At 52.4% G+C, this 19,216-nt stretch carries 12 protein-coding genes; 6 read left to right on the forward strand and 6 right to left on the reverse strand.

Annotation, left to right across the window (positions count from 1 at the left end):
* The first annotated feature begins 195 nt into the window (after nt 1–195).
* Nucleotides 196–459 carry a hypothetical protein gene (locus AC6I8N_RS07925; RefSeq protein WP_415175291.1) on the forward strand — a complete coding sequence of 88 codons (264 nt, stop codon included), beginning with the start codon at nt 196–198 and terminating at the stop codon, nt 457–459.
* Between the two features lie 84 nt (nt 460–543).
* Here the strand turns inward: AC6I8N_RS07925 and AC6I8N_RS07930 are convergent, their stop codons facing one another.
* The 4 genes from AC6I8N_RS07930 to AC6I8N_RS07945 all read right to left on the reverse strand — a co-directional run bounded on the left by AC6I8N_RS07930 (nt 544) and on the right by AC6I8N_RS07945 (nt 5,724).
* A complete protein-coding gene (locus AC6I8N_RS07930) occupies nt 544–729 on the reverse strand; it encodes a ribbon-helix-helix protein, CopG family (RefSeq protein WP_208725211.1) in 186 nt (61 codons plus the stop codon).
* 244 nt (nt 730–973) lie between these two features.
* Entirely contained in the window at nt 974–2,293 is a 1,320-nt protein-coding gene (locus AC6I8N_RS07935; protein ID WP_497830446.1) for a TolC family protein, read from the reverse strand.
* 4 nt (nt 2,294–2,297) lie between these two features.
* A complete protein-coding gene (locus tag AC6I8N_RS07940; RefSeq protein WP_497830447.1) occupies nt 2,298–3,530 on the reverse strand; it encodes a beta-barrel domain-containing protein in 1,233 nt (410 codons plus the stop codon).
* On the reverse strand, nt 3,523–5,724 hold the full coding sequence (locus tag AC6I8N_RS07945) for a type I secretion system permease/ATPase (protein ID WP_497830448.1): 2,202 nt from the start codon (nt 5,722–5,724) through the stop codon (nt 3,523–3,525). Before AC6I8N_RS07945 ends, AC6I8N_RS07940 begins: the two co-directional genes overlap by 8 nt.
* Nucleotides 5,725–6,292: 568 nt before the next feature.
* Between AC6I8N_RS07945 and AC6I8N_RS07950 the strand changes: the two genes are divergently transcribed.
* Complete coding sequence (locus tag AC6I8N_RS07950) at nt 6,293–12,160, forward strand: Ig-like domain-containing protein (RefSeq protein WP_497830449.1); 5,868 nt, start codon at nt 6,293–6,295, stop codon at nt 12,158–12,160.
* A gap of 56 nt (nt 12,161–12,216) precedes the next feature.
* Here the strand turns inward: AC6I8N_RS07950 and AC6I8N_RS07955 are convergent, their stop codons facing one another.
* Complete coding sequence (locus AC6I8N_RS07955) at nt 12,217–13,695, reverse strand: SulP family inorganic anion transporter (protein WP_497830450.1); 1,479 nt, start codon at nt 13,693–13,695, stop codon at nt 12,217–12,219.
* Nucleotides 13,696–13,880: 185 nt separating this feature from the next.
* Nucleotides 13,881–14,129 carry a biofilm/acid-resistance regulator YmgB/AriR gene (locus tag AC6I8N_RS07960; RefSeq protein ID WP_021186069.1) on the reverse strand — a complete coding sequence of 83 codons (249 nt, stop codon included), beginning with the start codon at nt 14,127–14,129 and terminating at the stop codon, nt 13,881–13,883.
* A 440-nt stretch (nt 14,130–14,569) separates the two neighbouring features.
* Here AC6I8N_RS07960 and AC6I8N_RS07965 point away from each other — a divergent pair, with 440 nt between their 5' ends.
* Genes AC6I8N_RS07965 through AC6I8N_RS07980 form a run of 4 tightly spaced genes read left to right on the forward strand, consistent with a single transcriptional unit; the run spans nt 14,570 to nt 19,141 of the window.
* On the forward strand, nt 14,570–15,001 hold the full coding sequence (locus AC6I8N_RS07965) for a MarR family winged helix-turn-helix transcriptional regulator (RefSeq protein WP_497830451.1): 432 nt from the start codon (nt 14,570–14,572) through the stop codon (nt 14,999–15,001).
* 2 nt (nt 15,002–15,003) lie between these two features.
* Complete coding sequence (locus AC6I8N_RS07970) at nt 15,004–16,689, forward strand: MFS transporter (RefSeq protein WP_497830452.1); 1,686 nt, start codon at nt 15,004–15,006, stop codon at nt 16,687–16,689.
* On the forward strand, nt 16,686–17,774 hold the full coding sequence (locus tag AC6I8N_RS07975) for an HlyD family secretion protein (protein WP_021186066.1): 1,089 nt from the start codon (nt 16,686–16,688) through the stop codon (nt 17,772–17,774). The genes AC6I8N_RS07970 and AC6I8N_RS07975 overlap by 4 nt, the downstream gene beginning before the upstream one ends.
* Nucleotides 17,771–19,141 carry an efflux transporter outer membrane subunit gene (locus AC6I8N_RS07980; RefSeq protein ID WP_497830453.1) on the forward strand — a complete coding sequence of 457 codons (1,371 nt, stop codon included), beginning with the start codon at nt 17,771–17,773 and terminating at the stop codon, nt 19,139–19,141. The genes AC6I8N_RS07975 and AC6I8N_RS07980 overlap by 4 nt, the downstream gene beginning before the upstream one ends.
* Nucleotides 19,142–19,216: the final 75 nt, after the last annotated feature.

Genomic DNA, 19,216 nt, shown 5'->3' on the forward strand with positions numbered 1-19,216 from the left:
ATGCCTAATGATTTTTCGGCTTATTAGTCGGATATATACCGGTTATATTGTTAAAACTATCGCAACAGTATCTTCACAAATCACAACCGGGTCATGATCCGCGGCGTATCGGGGAGTTAGTCACCTGTCACAGATGCGGGGAACGTTGGGGAAATATGAGTGACTACCGTTAGCAACTTTTGCCGGGAGAACTTAATGATTATTTCACTGGAGAAAAGTAACGCCCTGCAACGCATGCTGAAAGGAGCGAAATATTTACTCCGCGGTGACAAAGCAATAGGGCTGGAAGTCAGACGTGATGACAAAACTCGCAAGCTAAAGGAAGTTAATTGCCGCAGTCTGGCACCACTGCTGCGCGATGGTCTGGTTGAGTTTGCCTATTTGCCAACTGATATCACACGGTACTATGAAGTCAGGCTGACGGAGGCGGGTGAGAGATTGGTAAGAGAACTGACTTAATGGACGCAACCTGTGCAAACGTTTGTTTGCATTGAAACGTCGCGGCGTAATTACGCTCGCCGCGACAATATACCTGGCTTGTTGTTATTGATTAAGCGACCGCTCATAGATATCGATGGCTGCCGTTATAATCGCTCCCTGGGACATACCACCCTGGCTGGCGAGTAACTCAATCCGCGCAATAGTGTCCAAAGGAAGCTTATAGGTTTTGGGTTTGATGCCGCGCTTTTCATCGCTACGTTTCTGAATATCACTGGCTGATTGAATCATGATTAACCCCTTGGTATCAGGGACATGAACGGCTAAAAGTTCCCTTCTCATCCTGAGCACTTGCGTGATCCCGTAAAGCGTCTGGAACATCGAGTTAATTGTAGCTGATTTCGTGTTTTACTCTTTGTTTAGAAAAGTTTTTTTCAATTACGTGCACGACTTAAAAACTCCGAAATCATGTACCCCGGAGGCAGAGGGGGGAGAGAAGTCAGTCCCCCCTCAAGATGCGAATGTTTCTCTCTTGTTATGTTTCAGGGCGAAGATCAAACCATTCAAAGATCATACTCGCAGTTGCCACCAACTTAACGTTATTGCTGTATATGTCATGTTGGGCATTGACCGTTGCAACCTGGTTGTTATAGCGATCGTTTTCTGCCGTCAGCACATCCAGCAGGGTTCTTTTACCCAGGCGTAACCATTGCTCATAGTAAATTTTGCTCACCTGATCGGTTTCTTTACTCAGCTTCTGATATTCCCGGCTTTGTGCTTCGGCGGCATCGCGGCTTTGGGTCAGGTTATGCACCTGATACTCCATATCCATTTTGGTCTGGGCATACTGCGATTTTTTGGCTGAAGCACGGGCGGCAGACGCCTGAGCAGCCGCTTTTTCTGAGCCGCCGGTAAAGGCATTCCACTGAACATTCAGGCCGGTGTACCACTGTCCGGCTTTGCCATTGCCATCTTTTGCCGTGCTTTTTGACACCACCCAGTTGAGCTGCGGCAGGCTGCTCGCTTTGGTTGCGGCAGTCAAGTGCTGAGCAGATTGCGCTTCGGCCTCGGCTTTTAACAGGGAGGGATGCTTACTCACCCGGCTCATTACCAGGGCGGTCGAAATGGGCTGCATTGTCCAGTCGAGTTTTTCAGGTAACGTGACAGCATCGCCAGTCAGGCGTTGCAACATGATCTCTGATTGCCGACGCTGATCGTTAATTCGCTCCAGGGACGTTTCAGCGGAGAGCAGTTTGGCTCTGGCCTGCACCAGCTCACTGTAGCGGCCTGCATCAGTCTGGGTAATTTCACCCAGCATATTAACCAGCTCACGCATACGCTTGACGTAACCCTGCGTAATTTTTTGATTTTGCTGATAACGGCTCAACTCAATCAACTGACTCAGGGTGTTGAAGGCAATCTGTTGTTTCTCAAATTCATATTGGTGTGCTGCGGCATGGGATTGCTGCGTCGCGCTGCCAATATTTTCGCGATTTTTCCCCCAGTCAAAAATTGTGGTGGTGACATTGACTGAAAAGCTACTGTCTTTAAGACGATTATTGTTCGTTTCACTGCCACCGCCAAAAGAGGCCATCGGTGCCGTGCTGCCCAGCTGAATCTGCGGCCAGCGCGCACCTTTTACCTGATCGATGTCGTAATTGGCCGCCGTTTTATCCGCTCCGGCAACCTGAATTTCCGGGCTGTAACTCAATGCCTGATTAACCATCTTCGCCAACAAAGTACGCGTGTCTTTGTTCATCACGGTATCGAAGGCACCGGACTGCACGATATCCTGTGAGGCCATCACCCCGGTGCTGCTGGCAAGTAGGGCCAGCGTAATCAATGTATTGCGCATATCTTTATCTCTCCCTGAAAGCTTCGCGCGCTTTTAAAACCGGCTTGAGCAGGTAAGACAGGATGGTTTTTTCACCTGTTTTAATCTCTACGCTGGCTGTCATCCCTGGAATAATGGGAAAACTTTTCTCTCCTACATGTAAATCCGTGCCGTGCGTGCGGACATAAACACGATAGTAAGTCGCATCTTCGCGGCCAGAGCGCATTTTGGTTTCATCAATAATGGTGTCGGGGCTGATACTCTCGATAACACCGTCGAGCCCACCATAAATGGCGAAGTCATACGCCGAGATTTTTACCGTGGCGGGTAGACCCGGACGTAGAAATGCCACTTCAGCGGGTTTGATACGCGTTTCCAGCAGCAGATTATCCTCAGAAGGGATCAGCGACATGATCTGCTCCCCACGAGAAATAACGCTGTCGATGGTGGTGGTTTTGATACTGTTAATGGTCCCTTTAACCGGTGCCGTAATCAGCGCATGGTTAATGACGTCCTTACGTCCTACCAGACGGGCTTCGACCTGCGCAAACTCGGACTCCAGTCGCGTTAACTCGCTATTGGCATCAGAACGATATTTGTTGGTACGGTCGGCGATTTGCACCCGGAGATCATTCGCCTGACGGCGCAAACGCAGGATTTCCATGTCAGAGATCAGTCCACGCTTCGCCAGCGGTTCGGACAGGCTCACCTCTTTTTCCGACAGCTCGAGGTTATGTGAGAGGGAGCTGATGCTATCGTCCAGCAGCTTGCGTCGGGTTTGATACGCCTTGGTTTCGTCCTGAACAATAGTATGGAAATCTTTGATCTCGTCCGGGAAATCCAGTGGCAAGTCATAGGCTTCAGCACGGGCACGGGCGATGGAACCCTGAAGACCGTAGGACTTGGATAACTCCTCCTGATAGTTGGCTTCTGAGCGTGTTGAGTCGAGTCTCAGCAGCGGCTGTCCTTTTTCGACCAGTTGGCCTTCTTTTACGTACAGCTCCTGTAGTGTGCCATCCTCAAAACTCTCAATGGTTTGCTCATGGCTGGCAGGGATCACCTTAGCTTCGCCTTTGGTAACCTCTTCAACCACAGCAAAATGCGCCCACCCCAGTGATGTTACGACCACAATCACCAGCAGCCAGAGCACCAGCATACTTTTTGGCGTCTTCTGCATAATGATGGCGTTTTGCAAATCGTCCAGGAAGGACATATCTTCCGCCTGAAGACGCGTTTTCGACTCTTTAGTGTTACGCATTCGTCGTCTCCTTACGTGGCGGTGCGGTGCGTGATGAATTTTTAGCTACTGAAGCCTGTGAGAGTTTGGCCATAATTTGCGCCTTAGGTCCGTCGGCCAGAATTCTCCCGTCTTCCAACACGATAATGCGATCGACCAGGCTCAACACCGGGATTCGATGGGTCACAACGACCAATGTTTTCTGTTGAATAACCTCCCTCAGACGTGCAATAAACTGCGCTTCTGAGTTGCTATCCATGGAGCTGGTAGGTTCGTCCATTAACATGATGGCCGGATCGAGCAGTAAGCATCGGGCAAGCGAAACTTGTTGTTTTTGCCCACCGGAAAGTCCTTGTCCCATTTCGCCGATCGGCATGTCATATCCTGCGGGATGGCGGCGGGCGATAGCGTCGATACCGGCAAGTGCTGCGACTTGTAAAAAGCGTTCCGTGCTCACGGCGGGATTACCTATGATGATGTTTTCCCGCAGCGTTCCCTGGAACAGGCGATTGTCCTGACAAACATAGCCACAGGCGGAACGCCAGTCGGCGGGATCAATCTGGTTCACGTCAAGACCATCCATCGTCATCTTTCCTGCGGTGGGGAGGTAGAGGCGGGCGAGGAGTTTTAACAGCGTCGATTTTCCACTACCAATGGTGCCTAAAATGGCTACTCGTTCGCCGGGGCGGATATTGAGATTCAACGGGTGCAGAATTTTCTCTGGCTCCTGGATCCCGGTTTTCGGGTAATGGAAGCCCACCTGACGCAATGCGATCTCGCCTTTCAGCGGTGGTGAGGGTAAGAAATGCGCCTGCTGGTCACGCTCTGTCGGCATCGCCATTAACTGGTTCAGGGAAATCAGGGCGGTTTTTGCCTGCTGATAGCGAATGGCTAACCCGACCACAGCCGCCAGCGGCGATAAAGAACGTCCGGAAAGAATCACCATCCCCACCAATGAACCCATAGTCAGGTCACCGGCATGAATCAGATACACACCCCACAGAACGATCAACACGGTACAAACCTGTTGCACGTAACTGACAAAGTTACTGGTCAGGGTTGAGAGGTAACGGGTTTTCATTGAAGAGGCGGCAGCCAGCGCGCTGAAGTCGTTCCAGCGTTTTTGCATCACGCCTTCACCTTTGGCCGCTTTGAGGGTTTCCAGCCCCACGATAGTTTCGATCACCAGCCCTTGTTTCTGCGAAATTTCACTGATGTTCTCTTTCATATAACGAGACAGTGGCCACTGGATCGCCACGGCAGCGATGATAATGACCGGGATCGCCATCATCGGTATAAACGCCAGTGGTCCACCGATGGCAAACATAATGGCGATAAACAGTAAACAGAAGGGAAGATCGGACAATGTCGCCAGGGTTGCAGAGGAGAGAAAATCCCTCACTGACTCAAATTCACGCAGTTGGTTAGCAAAAGAACCGGCCGACCGTGGTTTGCACTCCATACGGATCGCCAGTGTCTTGCGAAATAGCAGTGAACCCACCACCAAATCCGCTTTTTTCCCGGCGGAATCCACCAACCACGAACGGATTTGCTTCGCGGTGAACTCAAAGCTAATGGCGATCAGCACGCCAATCGCTAATGACCATAAGGTGGCGTAAGCACCGGTTGGCACAACGCGGTCATAAACGTTCATGGTGAAGAAGGTGGTGGACAAGGTCAGGATGTTGGCGAGCAGTGCTGCCAGCGCGGCGCTATAGAAATACTGGCGGTAACGCCATAGATTGGAAAATAGCCAGTGACCAGTTTGGTCGATCTCCGGCAGGATATCTTTTTCTCCGCGTGCAGTCGGCTGGATCTTCACTTTCGACAGCAAAGCATACCCGGCTACTTCCTCTGCCATCGTCTCCGCAGAAAGATGGCGTATCTGGCCGTCAGCGGGCGACAGCAGCGTATACTGTTTGTCCTGCTTTTCCTGGAGGATGCAATATTCACCGCGTTTGTTGGTGATAATCAGTGGGTAGAGCGATTCTGACAGCATCAGAATATCGCGCTCAACCCAACCGGCCTGAATTCCGGCCTGCTCCAGCATGCGTACAGCAATATCGGGTGTGAGTCGTTCGCCGCGCGGCAGCCCAGCATAGAGCACGTCTTCACTGGCGGATTTCCCGTGGTGTTTCACCAACCATGTGACGGCATGAAGTAAAGTATCAATCTCCGTCTTTTCTGCCGGAGGGGGACTTAGATTTTCTTTCATAATGGGTAAGTTCCAATCCTGGATAGTAATAATTCATTTCCTGGTTTTATTAGTCAGCATGTCAGGGGCGTTAATCGGTCTGGTGTCAGGCGCGAATATAAAAACCCTATCACTAATATATTATTCCTATTACGCGAATTCTCTTTTGCGTAATAAGAATTATCTTAATTTTTTATTGTTATAATTCAATGTTAATTTTCTTTTTTTTACAAAGTCCATATCAATCGCATCGTCCTTTAAGAACGACCCGGCATGATAGTTAGGTAAGGAATCTGATGCCTGTGATTAATTTGTGACATCTGATTAGAGTTGTTTTGTCATTATTAATAGCTATAAATATCATGATGTTATTCTTGTTTTTTGTGCAAACATTTACCTTTGATAAAATACTTTACTCACAATAATTTCAGATATAAAGCTGCTTATAAATATACCTTTTTGATAAGCGTGCCTTTATTATTTTCTGTGCTTACTTCCAGGAGGAGGTAATGCATGGAAAGAGTTTCTTCTCAACGTGTGACACCACGAGATGAATTGAATTATTGAATTAAGACACCAGGAAATGACTATGACATCCTCAACGTCAACAGGCGGAACGCTGAACAAAGCAGCGAACGGCGTTATTAAAGAAAATAACGTTGTTATTAAGGTTGAACCCTTAACCCAATTAACAATTCAGTCTCCACCACAAGGTCAGATTGAAATTCAGGCAGGCGAAGATATCGCCTCAATTCAAAGTCTCAAATTTGTTCGTCACGGCGACAACCTGGAAATTTTTACCGCAGATGGCGCACGCGCCGCGGTGATTATTGAAGGTTATTACGCTCAGGAAATCCCAGCGGACATCTACGGTATTGACGAGCAAGGTAATCGCTACACCTGGTCTTCCATCGGTGCCACCTCAATGGTTGCTGCATTGACCGACGGCGAAAGCAGTGTGCAGGAAGCAACTCCAGCAATGGAGGTCACTGCCGAGGGAGCTGAAGAGAAGCAGGAAGATGACGACAAAGGTGCGGCAGGTCTGTTCGGCCTTTCTCCTGGCTGGACGGCAGCGGCAGCGGGTCTGGCAGCGGCAGCAATTGCCGGTGGTGTGATCGCCGCTACCGGCGGTGGCAAAGACGATGGCAACAGCAATAGCGGTAACAACGGTAATGGTGGCAACGGTGATGGTGGCAACGGTGGCGGCACCACAGGGCCGACCGGTACGCTGAGCAACATTCAGTTCATTAATGACAATGACCCCAATAATCCGGCAGTCATCACGAATGGTATGACCAACGACAGCACACCAACAATTACCGGTAAGGTTGCGGGTGCAAAAGAGGGCGATCGCGTCGCGATAAAGGACGGTGATACGGTCTTGGGTTATGCGATAGTGGATAAAAACGGCGACTGGTCATTTACCCCGATTACCAACTTGGGCGAAGGCTCACACCAGATTACTGCTGAATTGCAGGACGCAGACGGAAATGCAGGTCACTCTCAGCAGGTTGATTTGATCATTGATACCACCGCGCCGGAAGCGCCAGGCAATATCACCGTAGATGGTAAACCCGCAGATAGCGAGAACATCACCGGAAACAACACGCCAACCATTGGTGGTGACGCCGAACCGGGCAGCAATATTACCATCACTGATGGCGAAGGAAATGTTATCGGTTCTGCTGTGGCAGATGAAGACGGCCACTGGGAAATTACTCCTAATCAACCAATTGGTGATGGTAATCAAGATCTTACCATCGATGTGACCGACCCCGCTGGTAACAACAATTCTTCTGAGTTGCCAATCAACGTCGACACCATCCCACCAACCGGGACGCTGAGCGATATCCAGTTTATTAATGATAACGATCCGGCTCACCCAACAGCCATCACCAATGGTTCCACCAACGACACTACGCCGCTGATTACTGGCAAGGTCGATGGGGCTGAAAAAGGCGATCGCGTAGCTATTAAAGATGGCGGTACGCTGCTGGGTTATGCAGAAATCGATGCAGAGGGGAACTGGTCATTTACCCCGCAGAAACCGTTGGGCGAAGGCCAACACCAGATCACCGCTGAATTGCAGGATGCTGCAGGCAATACCGGAGAAGCTCAGGATGTTGGTCTGAACATCGATACCACTCCGCCGGAAGCGCCAGGTAATATCACTATCGATGGTAAACCTAACGACGGTGAAAACATCACCGAAGGCAATACGCCCACCATTGGCGGAAGCGGTGAGCCGGGCAACACCATTATCATTACCGATAAAGAAGGTAAACTGATTGGTTCTGCTGTTGTTGACGAAAATGGTGACTGGGAACTCACCCCGGACCAGCCGTTGGGCGATGGCAACATCGGCCTGGTCGTTACCGAGAAAGATCCCGCAGGTAACAGCAGCCCATCGACAGATTTGCCGATGAACGTTGGTGGTGGCGGTTCGTCTGGCGGTGGCACTGAAGAGCCGACCGGTACCACCACCATTACTGCTGAAGACGACGATGGCAAGGTGATTAACACCGAGAACCCGACTAAAGACAGTACACCGACTTTCAAAGGTCAGGTGACGGGTGCCCAGGCAGACGATTACGTGGTCATCAAAGACGGCGACAAAGTCCTGGGAACGGCGACCATAAATGCAGACGGTAGCTGGGAGTTCACGGTGCCGGAAGGTGAGACACTGCAAGACGATGCTCATTCTATTACCGCCACTGTCACCGATAAGGATGGGAACGAAGGACAACCATCTGCTGCGCTGGAATATACTCAGGACACCGTACCGCCAACCGGTACCACCACCATTGCGGCTGAAGACGACGATGGCAAGGTGATCAACGCCGAGAGCCCGACCAAAGACAGCACACCGACTTTCAAAGGTCAGGTGACGGGTGCCCAGGCAGACGATTACGTGGTCATCAAAGACGGCGACAAAGTCCTGGGAACGGCGACGATAAATGCAGACGGTAGCTGGGAGTTCACGGTACCGGAAGGTGAGGCGTTGCAAGACGATGGTCACTCCATTACCGCCACTGTCACCGACAAAGCGGGTAACGAAGGGCAACCGTCCGCTGCGCTGGATTACACTCAGGACACCGTCCCGCCAACCGCTACCACCACCATTGCGGCCGAAGACAACGATGGTAATGTGATCAACGCTGAGAACCCGACCAAAGACAGCACACCGACTTTCAAAGGTCAGGTGACGGGTGCCCAGGCAGACGATTACGTGGTCATCAAAGACGGTGACAAAGTACTGGGCACGGCAACGATAAATGCAGACGGTAGCTGGGAGTTCACGGTGCCGGAAGGTGAGGAGCTGCAAGACGATGGTCACTCCATTACCGCCACTGTCACCGACAAGGCGAGCAACGAAGGGCAACCGTCCACTGCGCTGGAGTACACTCAGGACACCGTACCACCGACCAGCACCACCACGCTGACCATCGAAGACAATGATGGCAATGTGATTGACGCCGAGCACCCGACTAAAGACAACACGCCGACCTTCAAAGGTCAGCTCACGCCTCCTGAGAAGGGCGCTATTGTCATCATAAAAGACGGTGAAACCGTGCTGGGTTCAGTTGTGGCGAACGACGACGGCACCTGGGAGTTCACGGTACCGGCAGGGAAGGAACTGGCTGAAAAGGATCACTCCATCACTGCCACCATCACCGATGCGGCAAGCAATGAGGGGACCACTACCGCTCCGGTGAACTATGACCAGGATAACACCAACCCAGAACCGGCCACTGATGTCAAAGTGACCAATGACCAAACCGATACGGATGTTGTAGCGGGTGGTCTGACTAACGACAACACGCCAACATTGAGCGGCAAGGCTGAAGCAGGTTGCACGGTCTACATTTACGACAAAGATGGTAAAGCGATTGCTTCTGTCGTCACTGAGGCGGATGGCAACTGGCGTATCCAACTGCCAACGGTGTTAACCGATGGGCTGTACAACGAAATGACAGTTCAGGTCGTGGATCAAGCGGGTAACGCGTCAACTTCGACGCCGGTGCCTGACTTTACGGTGGATACCCTTAACACCAATAAAACCACGATTGAGACTGATGCGGAAGCGGCTGAATCGACACCAACCTTTAAAGGTCAGGTTGAGTTAGGTACAGAAGATACCGATTTCGCCAATATGACCATCACCATTTACGATCACAATGGCCTTGTGATTGCCACAGGTATTCCGGTTAATGCGGATGGTAGCTGGGAATATACCGTACCGGACGACGAAGCACTCGGATCTGGCGCGCATAATATCTCGGCAGTGGTGGTTGATGCCGCTAACAACGAATCACAACCGGGCTATCTGAATGGTACTGAGGACGGAGGCTGGACGATTCCCGCGGTGCTCTACTCCGACGCAGGGGGCGGTGAAGGGGATATGTTCGGCTATGCCATGGTGGTTAGCGGTGAATATATTTACATCAGTGCACCAAATGGCGGCACAAACGCAGCCGGTCAGCCAACCAACCAGGGGATCATTTACGCCGTCAAAAAAGAATTTTCTTCCCTGTTAGATGGCAGCACCAGTATCGAGAAGTTATTCGCCGCGAACCCAGGCATGGGAACGATTATTTCGAATAATGGTGATGCTAAGGGGGATGGCCAACCTGATGTGAACAGCTTCCAGGGTTATGGCATGAAAGCGCTGGACGGCGGCTGGGTGGCGATTTACATGCACGTAATGGACACTGTCTACTTTGTGAAGGAATCGTCACTTACTGATAATAATTTCGATCTCAGTCTGATTTCTAACGCAGAGAATGGAAAGAGTCAGTATGGGTTCATGATGACCCTTGCCAATGGCCTTGACAGCTGGTTCGGTTTCAATGTCAATTCCATGGAGAATGAGGACGGAACGTTAACGTTCCTGATCGGTGACATTCATGGGGCTCGTGAGCAGACAGGTAACATCACTACTGTCACCTTTAATCCGAATGGCACCAACCCGGATGGCAACTGGACAAACATGCATCTGATCCGAGATCCGAATGACACGACGGACAATGCTGCCTGGGTTCCGAGCGAGACGCTTCCAGCTGGTATGGTGATTGGTAAAATCGGCCATGAAAATACGAATGGCACAGTCGGTTCAACCCAAAGCTATAACTTTGGTACGGATATCGTGTACATGGGGGATGTTTTTGGCAATGGTTCTAACTATGTTGCCTTTATGGATACGGCATCTGCTCATGCCGGTGCATCTTACCGGGGTTCCTGGTATTTCTATAAGATTCCAGATACCGGTTTGCCGAATGACTTCAGCATCGGTGATGTGGCCGACGAAGATTTAATTGTTATTGATAACATTGGTGCGGGGTATTTGAACCTCATCGCGAATGATGTACTCGGAGACTTTGGTAGCGATGAGTACAAGCCGATTAGTCATAACATTGCCATGCTCGGTCATTTCGGTAGTGGTGAGCACACGGATATTGCCATTGCGTCTGCTGGTGATTCCCAGGGTGGGTCTAACGGTAAGGTATGGATACTCCATAGTGACAAAATCACTGATGACATGACGTTCGGTGTCAATGCTGATAATCCGAAGTTTAACACCGATGTAGGTTATGCCATTGTCAGTAAAGTCCAGGCTGGCCGAGGTGATAAAGGAGAAGGCTTTGGTCTGAATGTCATTGGCGGTTATGACATGAATCGCGATGGTACTCAGGATCTTATCATCAGCGATCCGTTGGCAATGAAGGATGGTAAATGTGTCGGTGCCGTCTATATCGTCTACGGCGGTCATCAAGCGGACTATATGCAATACCTGGCTTCGTTGGGTACGGATGCGACGGGTGAGATTGATATACAGGTCATCCTGAATAACGGTTGGGGCGAGGTCCACTACGGAAGTGTTGATAATCAGAGGTTTGGTTGGTCGGTTGAAGTCGTTGATATGAACAACGATGGTGCACCGGATATGTTGGTAGGTGCTCCTTCGCAGTTGGGAACGGGCGCCACCAACACTGAAGGTGAAGCGACTAACCCGCAGTACAACGGCCAGGTGTACGTGGTTTACAACACCCATTCAGCCCCGGCTGAGGATGCCGCTCCGAGTTCTCGCAGCTACAGCTTGCCGGCTGATGAGCAAAACCATGACGATGGCGGTGTCCCGCTGTTGCTGGATGGTGAACACCAGAACGTTGATCTGGCGGCCCTGACGGAGTCCCTGAAGGATACGCACAGCATCGATATGACTGACGGCAACAACACGCTGAAGGTGAATAACCAGACGCTGGATAGCTGGGAAGGCGCTGATGGTGATGCGCTGATTGTCAGCGGTGAGAATGGTCTGGTGCAGTTGACCGGTGGCATTGAGAACTGGCACAGCAACGGCACCGTGACCGTCGATGGTAAGGTTTATACGGAGTACCAGAGCAGCGGTATGGCGGAAGTACTGATTGAAGACAGGATTCACGTCAACATCCTGTAATCATTAAAGAAAGGAAAAACGGCCAGGCGTGGTGACACGCCTGGCTTTTTTGCTTCTTATCCCAGCGTACCTGTCAGACGCCGATGAAAATCGCTGCTGCGATGATCCAACCCGATAAAGGTCACCTTCGCACCATGACGCTGATAGCGGTACTCAATCGCATCTAACGCCGCAACGCTGGAAGCATCCCAAATCTGTGCATGGGTCAAATCAATCGTCACCAATGCCGGATCGTGGGCGTAATCAAAATGTTCAAACAGGTCATTGCTGCTGGCAAAAAATAGCGGTCCGCGCACGGTATAATGAACCTGTTCTTCGTCCTCACTGAGTTGACGTTCGGCCTGGATCACATGGGCAATGCGGCGCGCGAACAGCATCATGGCGAGGATTACACCCATTAACACCCCGATCGCCAGATTACCGGTCCACACGGTAACGGCGACGGTCAGCAGCATCACCAGCGTTTCCGACCACGGCATACGTTTTAGCGTGGCGGGTTGCAGGCTATGCCAGTTGAGGGTTTTCACCGCGACGACCATCATAATGCCCGCCAGCACCACCATTGGAATCTGCGCCATTAACTTACTCAGGCCGGTCACCAACAGTAACAGCACCACGCCAGCGGCTACCGTCGAGACTCGGGTGCGCGCTTTACCCAGCTCTACGTTCACAATGGTTTGACCAATCATGGCGCACCCGGCGATGCCACCATAAAATCCGGCAAGAATATTAGCAATGCCAAGACCCCATGATTCACGGCGTTTACTGGATGGGGTATCGGTGATGTCATCCACCAGTTTCGCCGTCAGCAGCGATTCCATCAGGCCGACAAAGGCAATACTTAACGCGGTGGGCCAGACAATTTGCAACGTTTGCACATTCAGTGGCACCAGCAACTGGGTAAAGCCCGGTAATCCGGCGCTCATCGGGCCTTCATCACCCACGTTTGGTACCCGATAGCCCATCAGCAGCGCAATTACGGTCACTACCACAATCGCTATCAACGGCGAAGGGACGCTTTTCAGCACTTTAGGCAGCAGCAGCACAATCGCCAGCGTCACCGCAAATAACACCCACACCAGGCCGGACTGCCCCCATACATGCGGTACCTGGGCAAAAAAGATCAAAATCCCCAGCGCGTTGACGAAACCGATCATCACCGAACGCGGGATATAACGCATCATGCGTGCCATCCCGGCGAGACCAAACAGAATCTGGATCACGCCACCCAATATCACCGCTGGCAGAATATATTCTACGCCGTGCGCATGTACCATCGGGCCAATCACCAGCGCCACCGATCCTGCCGCTGCTGTCACCATCGCAGGGCGGCCGCCCAGCAGGGAAAGGGTCAGGCACAGCACCACGGACGCAACAAGGCTGACTTTAGGGTCCACTCCGGCGATCACCGAAAAGGAGATCACTTCAGGGATCAGGGCCAGTGCGGTAATCACGCCAGCCAGACATTCCCGGGTGAGTAAAACAGGCGAGCGTAAGACACGGCTCACCGTGAGGTCTTCAGTTGGTTGGCTCATAAATTTTGCAGGCTCTTTTATTATGTTGCGCTTACCGCGAGGGTAAGGCAGTAACCAGATGCGAAACAGATAAGGGAAGGGATGTTACCGGTCAATGTGGCGGGATACCAGACTATCAACGCGAAGCGGCGCGATTTGTCGCGCAGTCTCGCAAAACCCGCGCGATGAATCGCGCGGTTACGAGCTTAAATGGCTAAATCGTCAGGTGTTTTATTCACCACTTTCTCCAACAACTGACGATAAATATTCAGTTGTGCCACATCACTTTCCTGCTCCAGTCGGGTGATCAGTACGGAGATAATGGCTTTATTGGTCACCGGCATACCTGTTTGCAGGATTTCGCCAATGATTTGAGCAAAGACCTCTGCGTTATAAGCCGCAGGTTTTAAAAATTCGGTTATATCCTGGTCGTTGCTGGTTACGGTGTTTTGCATGTGTACAGCCCTAAGATGTAAACCTGCTGATGATAAAACTTTCGCGCGGACAGGCGTGAAAGACCCCAATTCACCAAACTGACAAAAAAACACCTCTGCAGGTGGAAATCCACTAACACTTGCAGAGGCGATGCAATATGCATCATTCGTTACCAGACCGTTAAAAGGTCTATGGGGGATAAACTTATACAATGAGATTGAATGTGTACAAGTAAAAACCTGATCATTTTGTGCTATTAATTAACTTACAACCAGATATAGCGACTTTTGTGTGATGGAACTTATACAAGGAAGCTGTACAGATTCCTTGCTGGTGACAGATTTGCACTACAATTATCGGCGCGTATGGACACTAATTTAGGGCACTTTTCATTCGCAACCGGGTCTGCGTATAATAGTGGAAAATTTAGTTAGATATCTAACCATTAGGTTGCTACTCTTTGAGCCAATATCCCCAACCCTTCTCCCGTCTGTTACATCTCACCGCTCATGCGTGGCGACTGGCTGTTGATCGCCGTCTGAAAGAGAGTGGCATGAGCATGAGTAGCTGGATGGCGATTGCCACCGTGGCGACCGCCAGTGAACCGCCAACACAAAAAGCGCTGGCGCTGCTGCTTGGTCTGGAAGAAGCCAGCGTAGTGCCGTTAGTGGATCGGCTGGTGAAGCAACAATTGCTGGCGCGAGTTCAGCCACCAGAGGACCGGCGTAAGCGCCTGCTGGTGCTGACGGAGCAGGGCGGCGTCGCTTATGCAGAAGTGAAAACCCAGGCAGATGCGCTGCGCGCTCAGTTGCTGGCGGATATTGATCCCCAGGCGCTGGCAATAACCGAACAGGTGTTGCAACAACTTCTGGCGCGGCTGGGAACCTTGTAGCTATGGCAAAGCGTAACCCCTATGCCCAGCGTGAATGGTTACCGCATGAAAAGCCGATGCTACCGGGGTCACCCTCTACGCCTCTCCATTCACCGGCGAAACGCATTGCCTTCGGTCTGATAGGTATGCTGATCTCCCTCACCGGCGCACTCAGCAATGCGCTGGTCACGGCGAATCTCACCAATCTGCAAGGCACCTTCGGTGCGTACTCCAACGAAATCGCCTGGCTACCGGCGGTTTATGTGATGGGCAATATTTCCATCAATTTGTTGCTAGTGAAGTTTCGTCAACAGTTTGGCCTGCGACTGTTTACCGAGGCCTTTCTGGTGCTGTACGTGCTGGTGGCGTTCTTCCATCTGCTGGCTAACGATCTCAGCTCGGCGATAATCGTACGTACCGCTCATGGCATGGTTGGCGCGGCGCTCAGTTCATTGGGTATCTACTACCAAATCCAGGCGTGGCCCGCGAAGCACCGCCTGAAAGCGCTGGTCATCGGTCTGACTGCCTCGCAGCTGGCAATTCCGCTGGCGCGGTTGTTCTCCACTGAGCTGTTGCAGCTGGATGAATGGCGGGGGTTGTATCTGTTTGAACTGGGTCTGGCAATGATCGCGCTGGGGTGCGTGCTGGTAGTGAAACTGCCGCCGGGTGATCGTATTAAAGCTTTCGAAAAACTCGATTTTCTCACCTTTATTTTGCTGGCGCCTGGCATGGCGCTGATCTGCGCGGTGCTGTCGCTGGGACGCATTGAATGGTGGTTTACCACGCCGTGGCTGGGCATCGCGCTGGCCATTGCGTTGGTGTTGATTGTCACCGCCGTGGTGCTGGAGCATAACCGGCAAAATCCGCTGATTAACACCCGCTGGCTCAGTAACGGCATGATGATCCGGCTGGGAATTGTGATGATTATGATGCGCATCGTACTGGCGGAGCAAAACACGGGTGCGGTGGGTTTCTTGCAGCAACTGGGTTTGCTTAATGACCAGATGCGCGGTATGGCACTGGCAATTATCTGTGGCGTGATGGCTGGCATGGCGCTGAGTGCGCTGACCATCAGGCCCAGCCATCTCAGCTGGCCAATTGTCTTCTCGCTGGTGGTGATGATCATCGCTTCACTGATGGACGCGCAATCCAGCCCGCTGACACGCGGCGATAACATGTATTTCAGCCAATTTTTATTGGGCTTCAGCAGCGTTTTCTTTATGACGCCTGCCATGCTGTTTGGCATCGGCAGCGTGGTGACGCAGCCGAAAAACCTGGTGAGCTTTGTGGTGTTGTTCGGTATGAGCCAGAACCTGGGGGGGCTGATTGGTGCGGCGATCCTCGGCACTTTCCAGACGTGGCGCGAAAAATATCACTCCAGCCTGCTCGGTGATCAACTGTCGCAACTCAATCCCAACGTGACTGAGCGTTTAAGCCAGTACAGCGCGCTATTCAGCGGTCAGTTCCCTGATGGCTCGCTACTCAGTGCGCAAAGCGGCAGTCAGCTGCAAACCGTTTCTACTTTGCAGGCCAATATCCTGGCTTACAACGATACCTATTACCTGACAGCGGGCCTGGCGCTGATGACCCTGATGTGGGTGTTATGGCGTCTGACGCGCCTGCGTTATCTCAACTGGCGTCAGGCACGGCGCAATCTGGCGGAACAGCGCCAGCAGGCATTAGCAGCTAACCGAACGGAGACATCATGAGTCAACAGGACGATCTTCAGGCCGCAGAGCGTGAGCGCATCAACCGTCGACGTATCCTCTCAATTGCCGCAGGCAGCGGCATCGTGCTGGTTGGGGTGTTGGTGATCCTGTATGCCTGGCAGTTGTGGCCATTCACCAGCACCATCCAGTCAACGGAGAACGCTTACGTCCGGGGGCAGGTGACGTTTATCAGCCCGCAAGTCAGCGGTTATCTGACGTCAGTCAACGTGGTGGATTTGCAGCCGGTGGAAAAAGGGCAGTTGCTGATGACCATTGATGATCGTATCTATCGCCAGCGGGTGCATCAGGCACAGGCGCAACTGGCGATGAAACAAGCGGCATTGAATAACAATCAGCAGCAGCGAAAAAGCGCGCAAGCCACCATCGTCAGTAACCAGGCGTCTCTGGACAATGCCAAAGCGCAGGCGTTGAAAAGTGGTTTTGACCTGAAACGTGTGGAAAATCTTACCGCCGACGGCTCCTTATCGGTACGGGAGCGCGATGCGGCACGCGCAGCGGATGCCCAGGCGCAGGCGCAGGTGCGTCAGGCCGAGGCGCAATTGGCGGTTGCGCAGCAGAATCTGCAAACGGTGATTGTGAATCGCGCTTCGCTCGAGGGGGATGTCGCCAATGCACAGGCGGCGCTGGAGCTGGCGGAGATCGATCTCGCCAATACTCGCATCATTGCCCCGGATAATGGCCAACTCGGCCAGTTGTCGGTGCGCAAAGGCACCTATGTCACGGCAGGCACGCGCCTGACGTCAGTCGTGCCGGACAATAAATGGGTGATCGCCAACCTGAAAGAGACGCAGCTGGCACGTATCCGGCCAGGGTTGCCGGTGACCATTCGTGTGGATGCGCTGGATGGCAAGCGTTACGACGGCACGGTGGAGTTCATCTCTCCTGCTGCAGGCTCTGAGTTCAGCGCGATTTCGCCGGATAACGCCACCGGCAATTTCGTCAAAATTGCGCAGCGCATTCCGGTGCGAATCAAGGTACATGGTGATTTACAGCAACTGCGTCCCGGGATGTCGGTTGAGGTGGATATCGACACGGCGGCAGAGCCGCGCGAGGACAAACTATGAGTCGGTTGCTGCTGACAACGCTCGCCGCCTTATGGCTGAGCGGTTGTGCCACCGAAGTGGACAAAGCGCCGACCTCCTTGCCGATTCCGGAAAGCTGGCGTCAGCAGGTGGGGTCGGGCGCTGCACCAGAAGCGCAGTGGTGGCGTGCCTTTGGTGATGACAACCTCAACCGCCTGGTCAGTCAGGCGTTGCAGCACAACAGCGATATTCTCACCGCCCGTGCCCGTGTCGATCAATATCGTGCGCAACTGCGCGCCGCACAGGGCGATGACTACCCGAGTCTGACGGTAGGGGCAGGCGCCACGCATCAGCGCGCCATCTCTGCGGCTACCGGTTTGCCTTATGAGAATGCGGTGTTTCAGGCATCATTACAGGCCAATTACGAGGTGGATTTGTGGGGCAGCCGCAGCAATAGCATCAGCGCGGCTGAGGCTTCACTGGAAGCCCAACGTGCGGCGGCTTCAGCGGCGGAATTAACCGTTGCCAGTTCGGTAGCATCGGGTTATCTCAGCCTGTGTGCCCTGGATGAACAGTTGCGCGTCACCGAGGATACGCTGACCTCACGCGCCAATTCGCTCAGGCTGGCGCAGCGTCAGTTTGAAACCGGCTACTCGTCACGGCTGGAGTGGATGCAGGCGTCGTCAGAGTATCAAACGGCCAAAGCGCAGGTGCCGCAGTTGCAGCACCAAATTACCCAGCAGGAAAATGCCCTCAGCGTACTGGTAGGGATGAACCCGCGAGAGATTGCCCGCGCCGATCATTTCAACCAGGTGATGCCGCAGACGCTGCCGAACCTGTTACCGTCGCAACTGCTCAACCGCCGTCCGGATATCGTTCAGGCGCAGCGTCAGTTATTGGCTTCCGATGCCTCGCTCGCTTCGGCGCAAGCGCAATTGCTGCCCACCCTGAATCTCACGGCCAGCGGTGGCCTGGAAAGTTATCATCTGCATGAATTGCTGGCGAATCCATTCCGTCTGTGGAGCATTGGCGGCAGCGTGCTGGCACCGATTCTCAACCGCGAAGCCCTGACGGCACAAGTTGATGTGGCGATGGCGACACGCAATCAGGCGCTGTATGGCTATGAAAAAGTGGTGAGAAATGCCTTTGCCGAAGTGGATACCGCACTGGATGCGATTCGTCGCAATCAGGAACAGTTGACGGAACTGGAGAAACAGCAAAACTACGTCAGCGAAGCGCTGCGCATCGCCCGTAACCGCTATCAAAATGGTTACGCCTCCTACCTTGATGAACTGGACGCCCAGCGTACCCTGTTCAACACCCAACTCAGCGTCGTCAGTGTGAAAAACACCCTCTTATTGGCGCAAATCGAACTTTATCGGGCATTGGGAGGAGGATGGAAAGGTTAATCATTGCCCGATAACTGCATTTTCTGGCAGGGATGTCTGCACCATCAGCGATTTATCTGACTTTTAAAGGCTTGC

Source organism: Pantoea sp. X-Soil-TKNS-1279, from assembly GCF_059730565.1.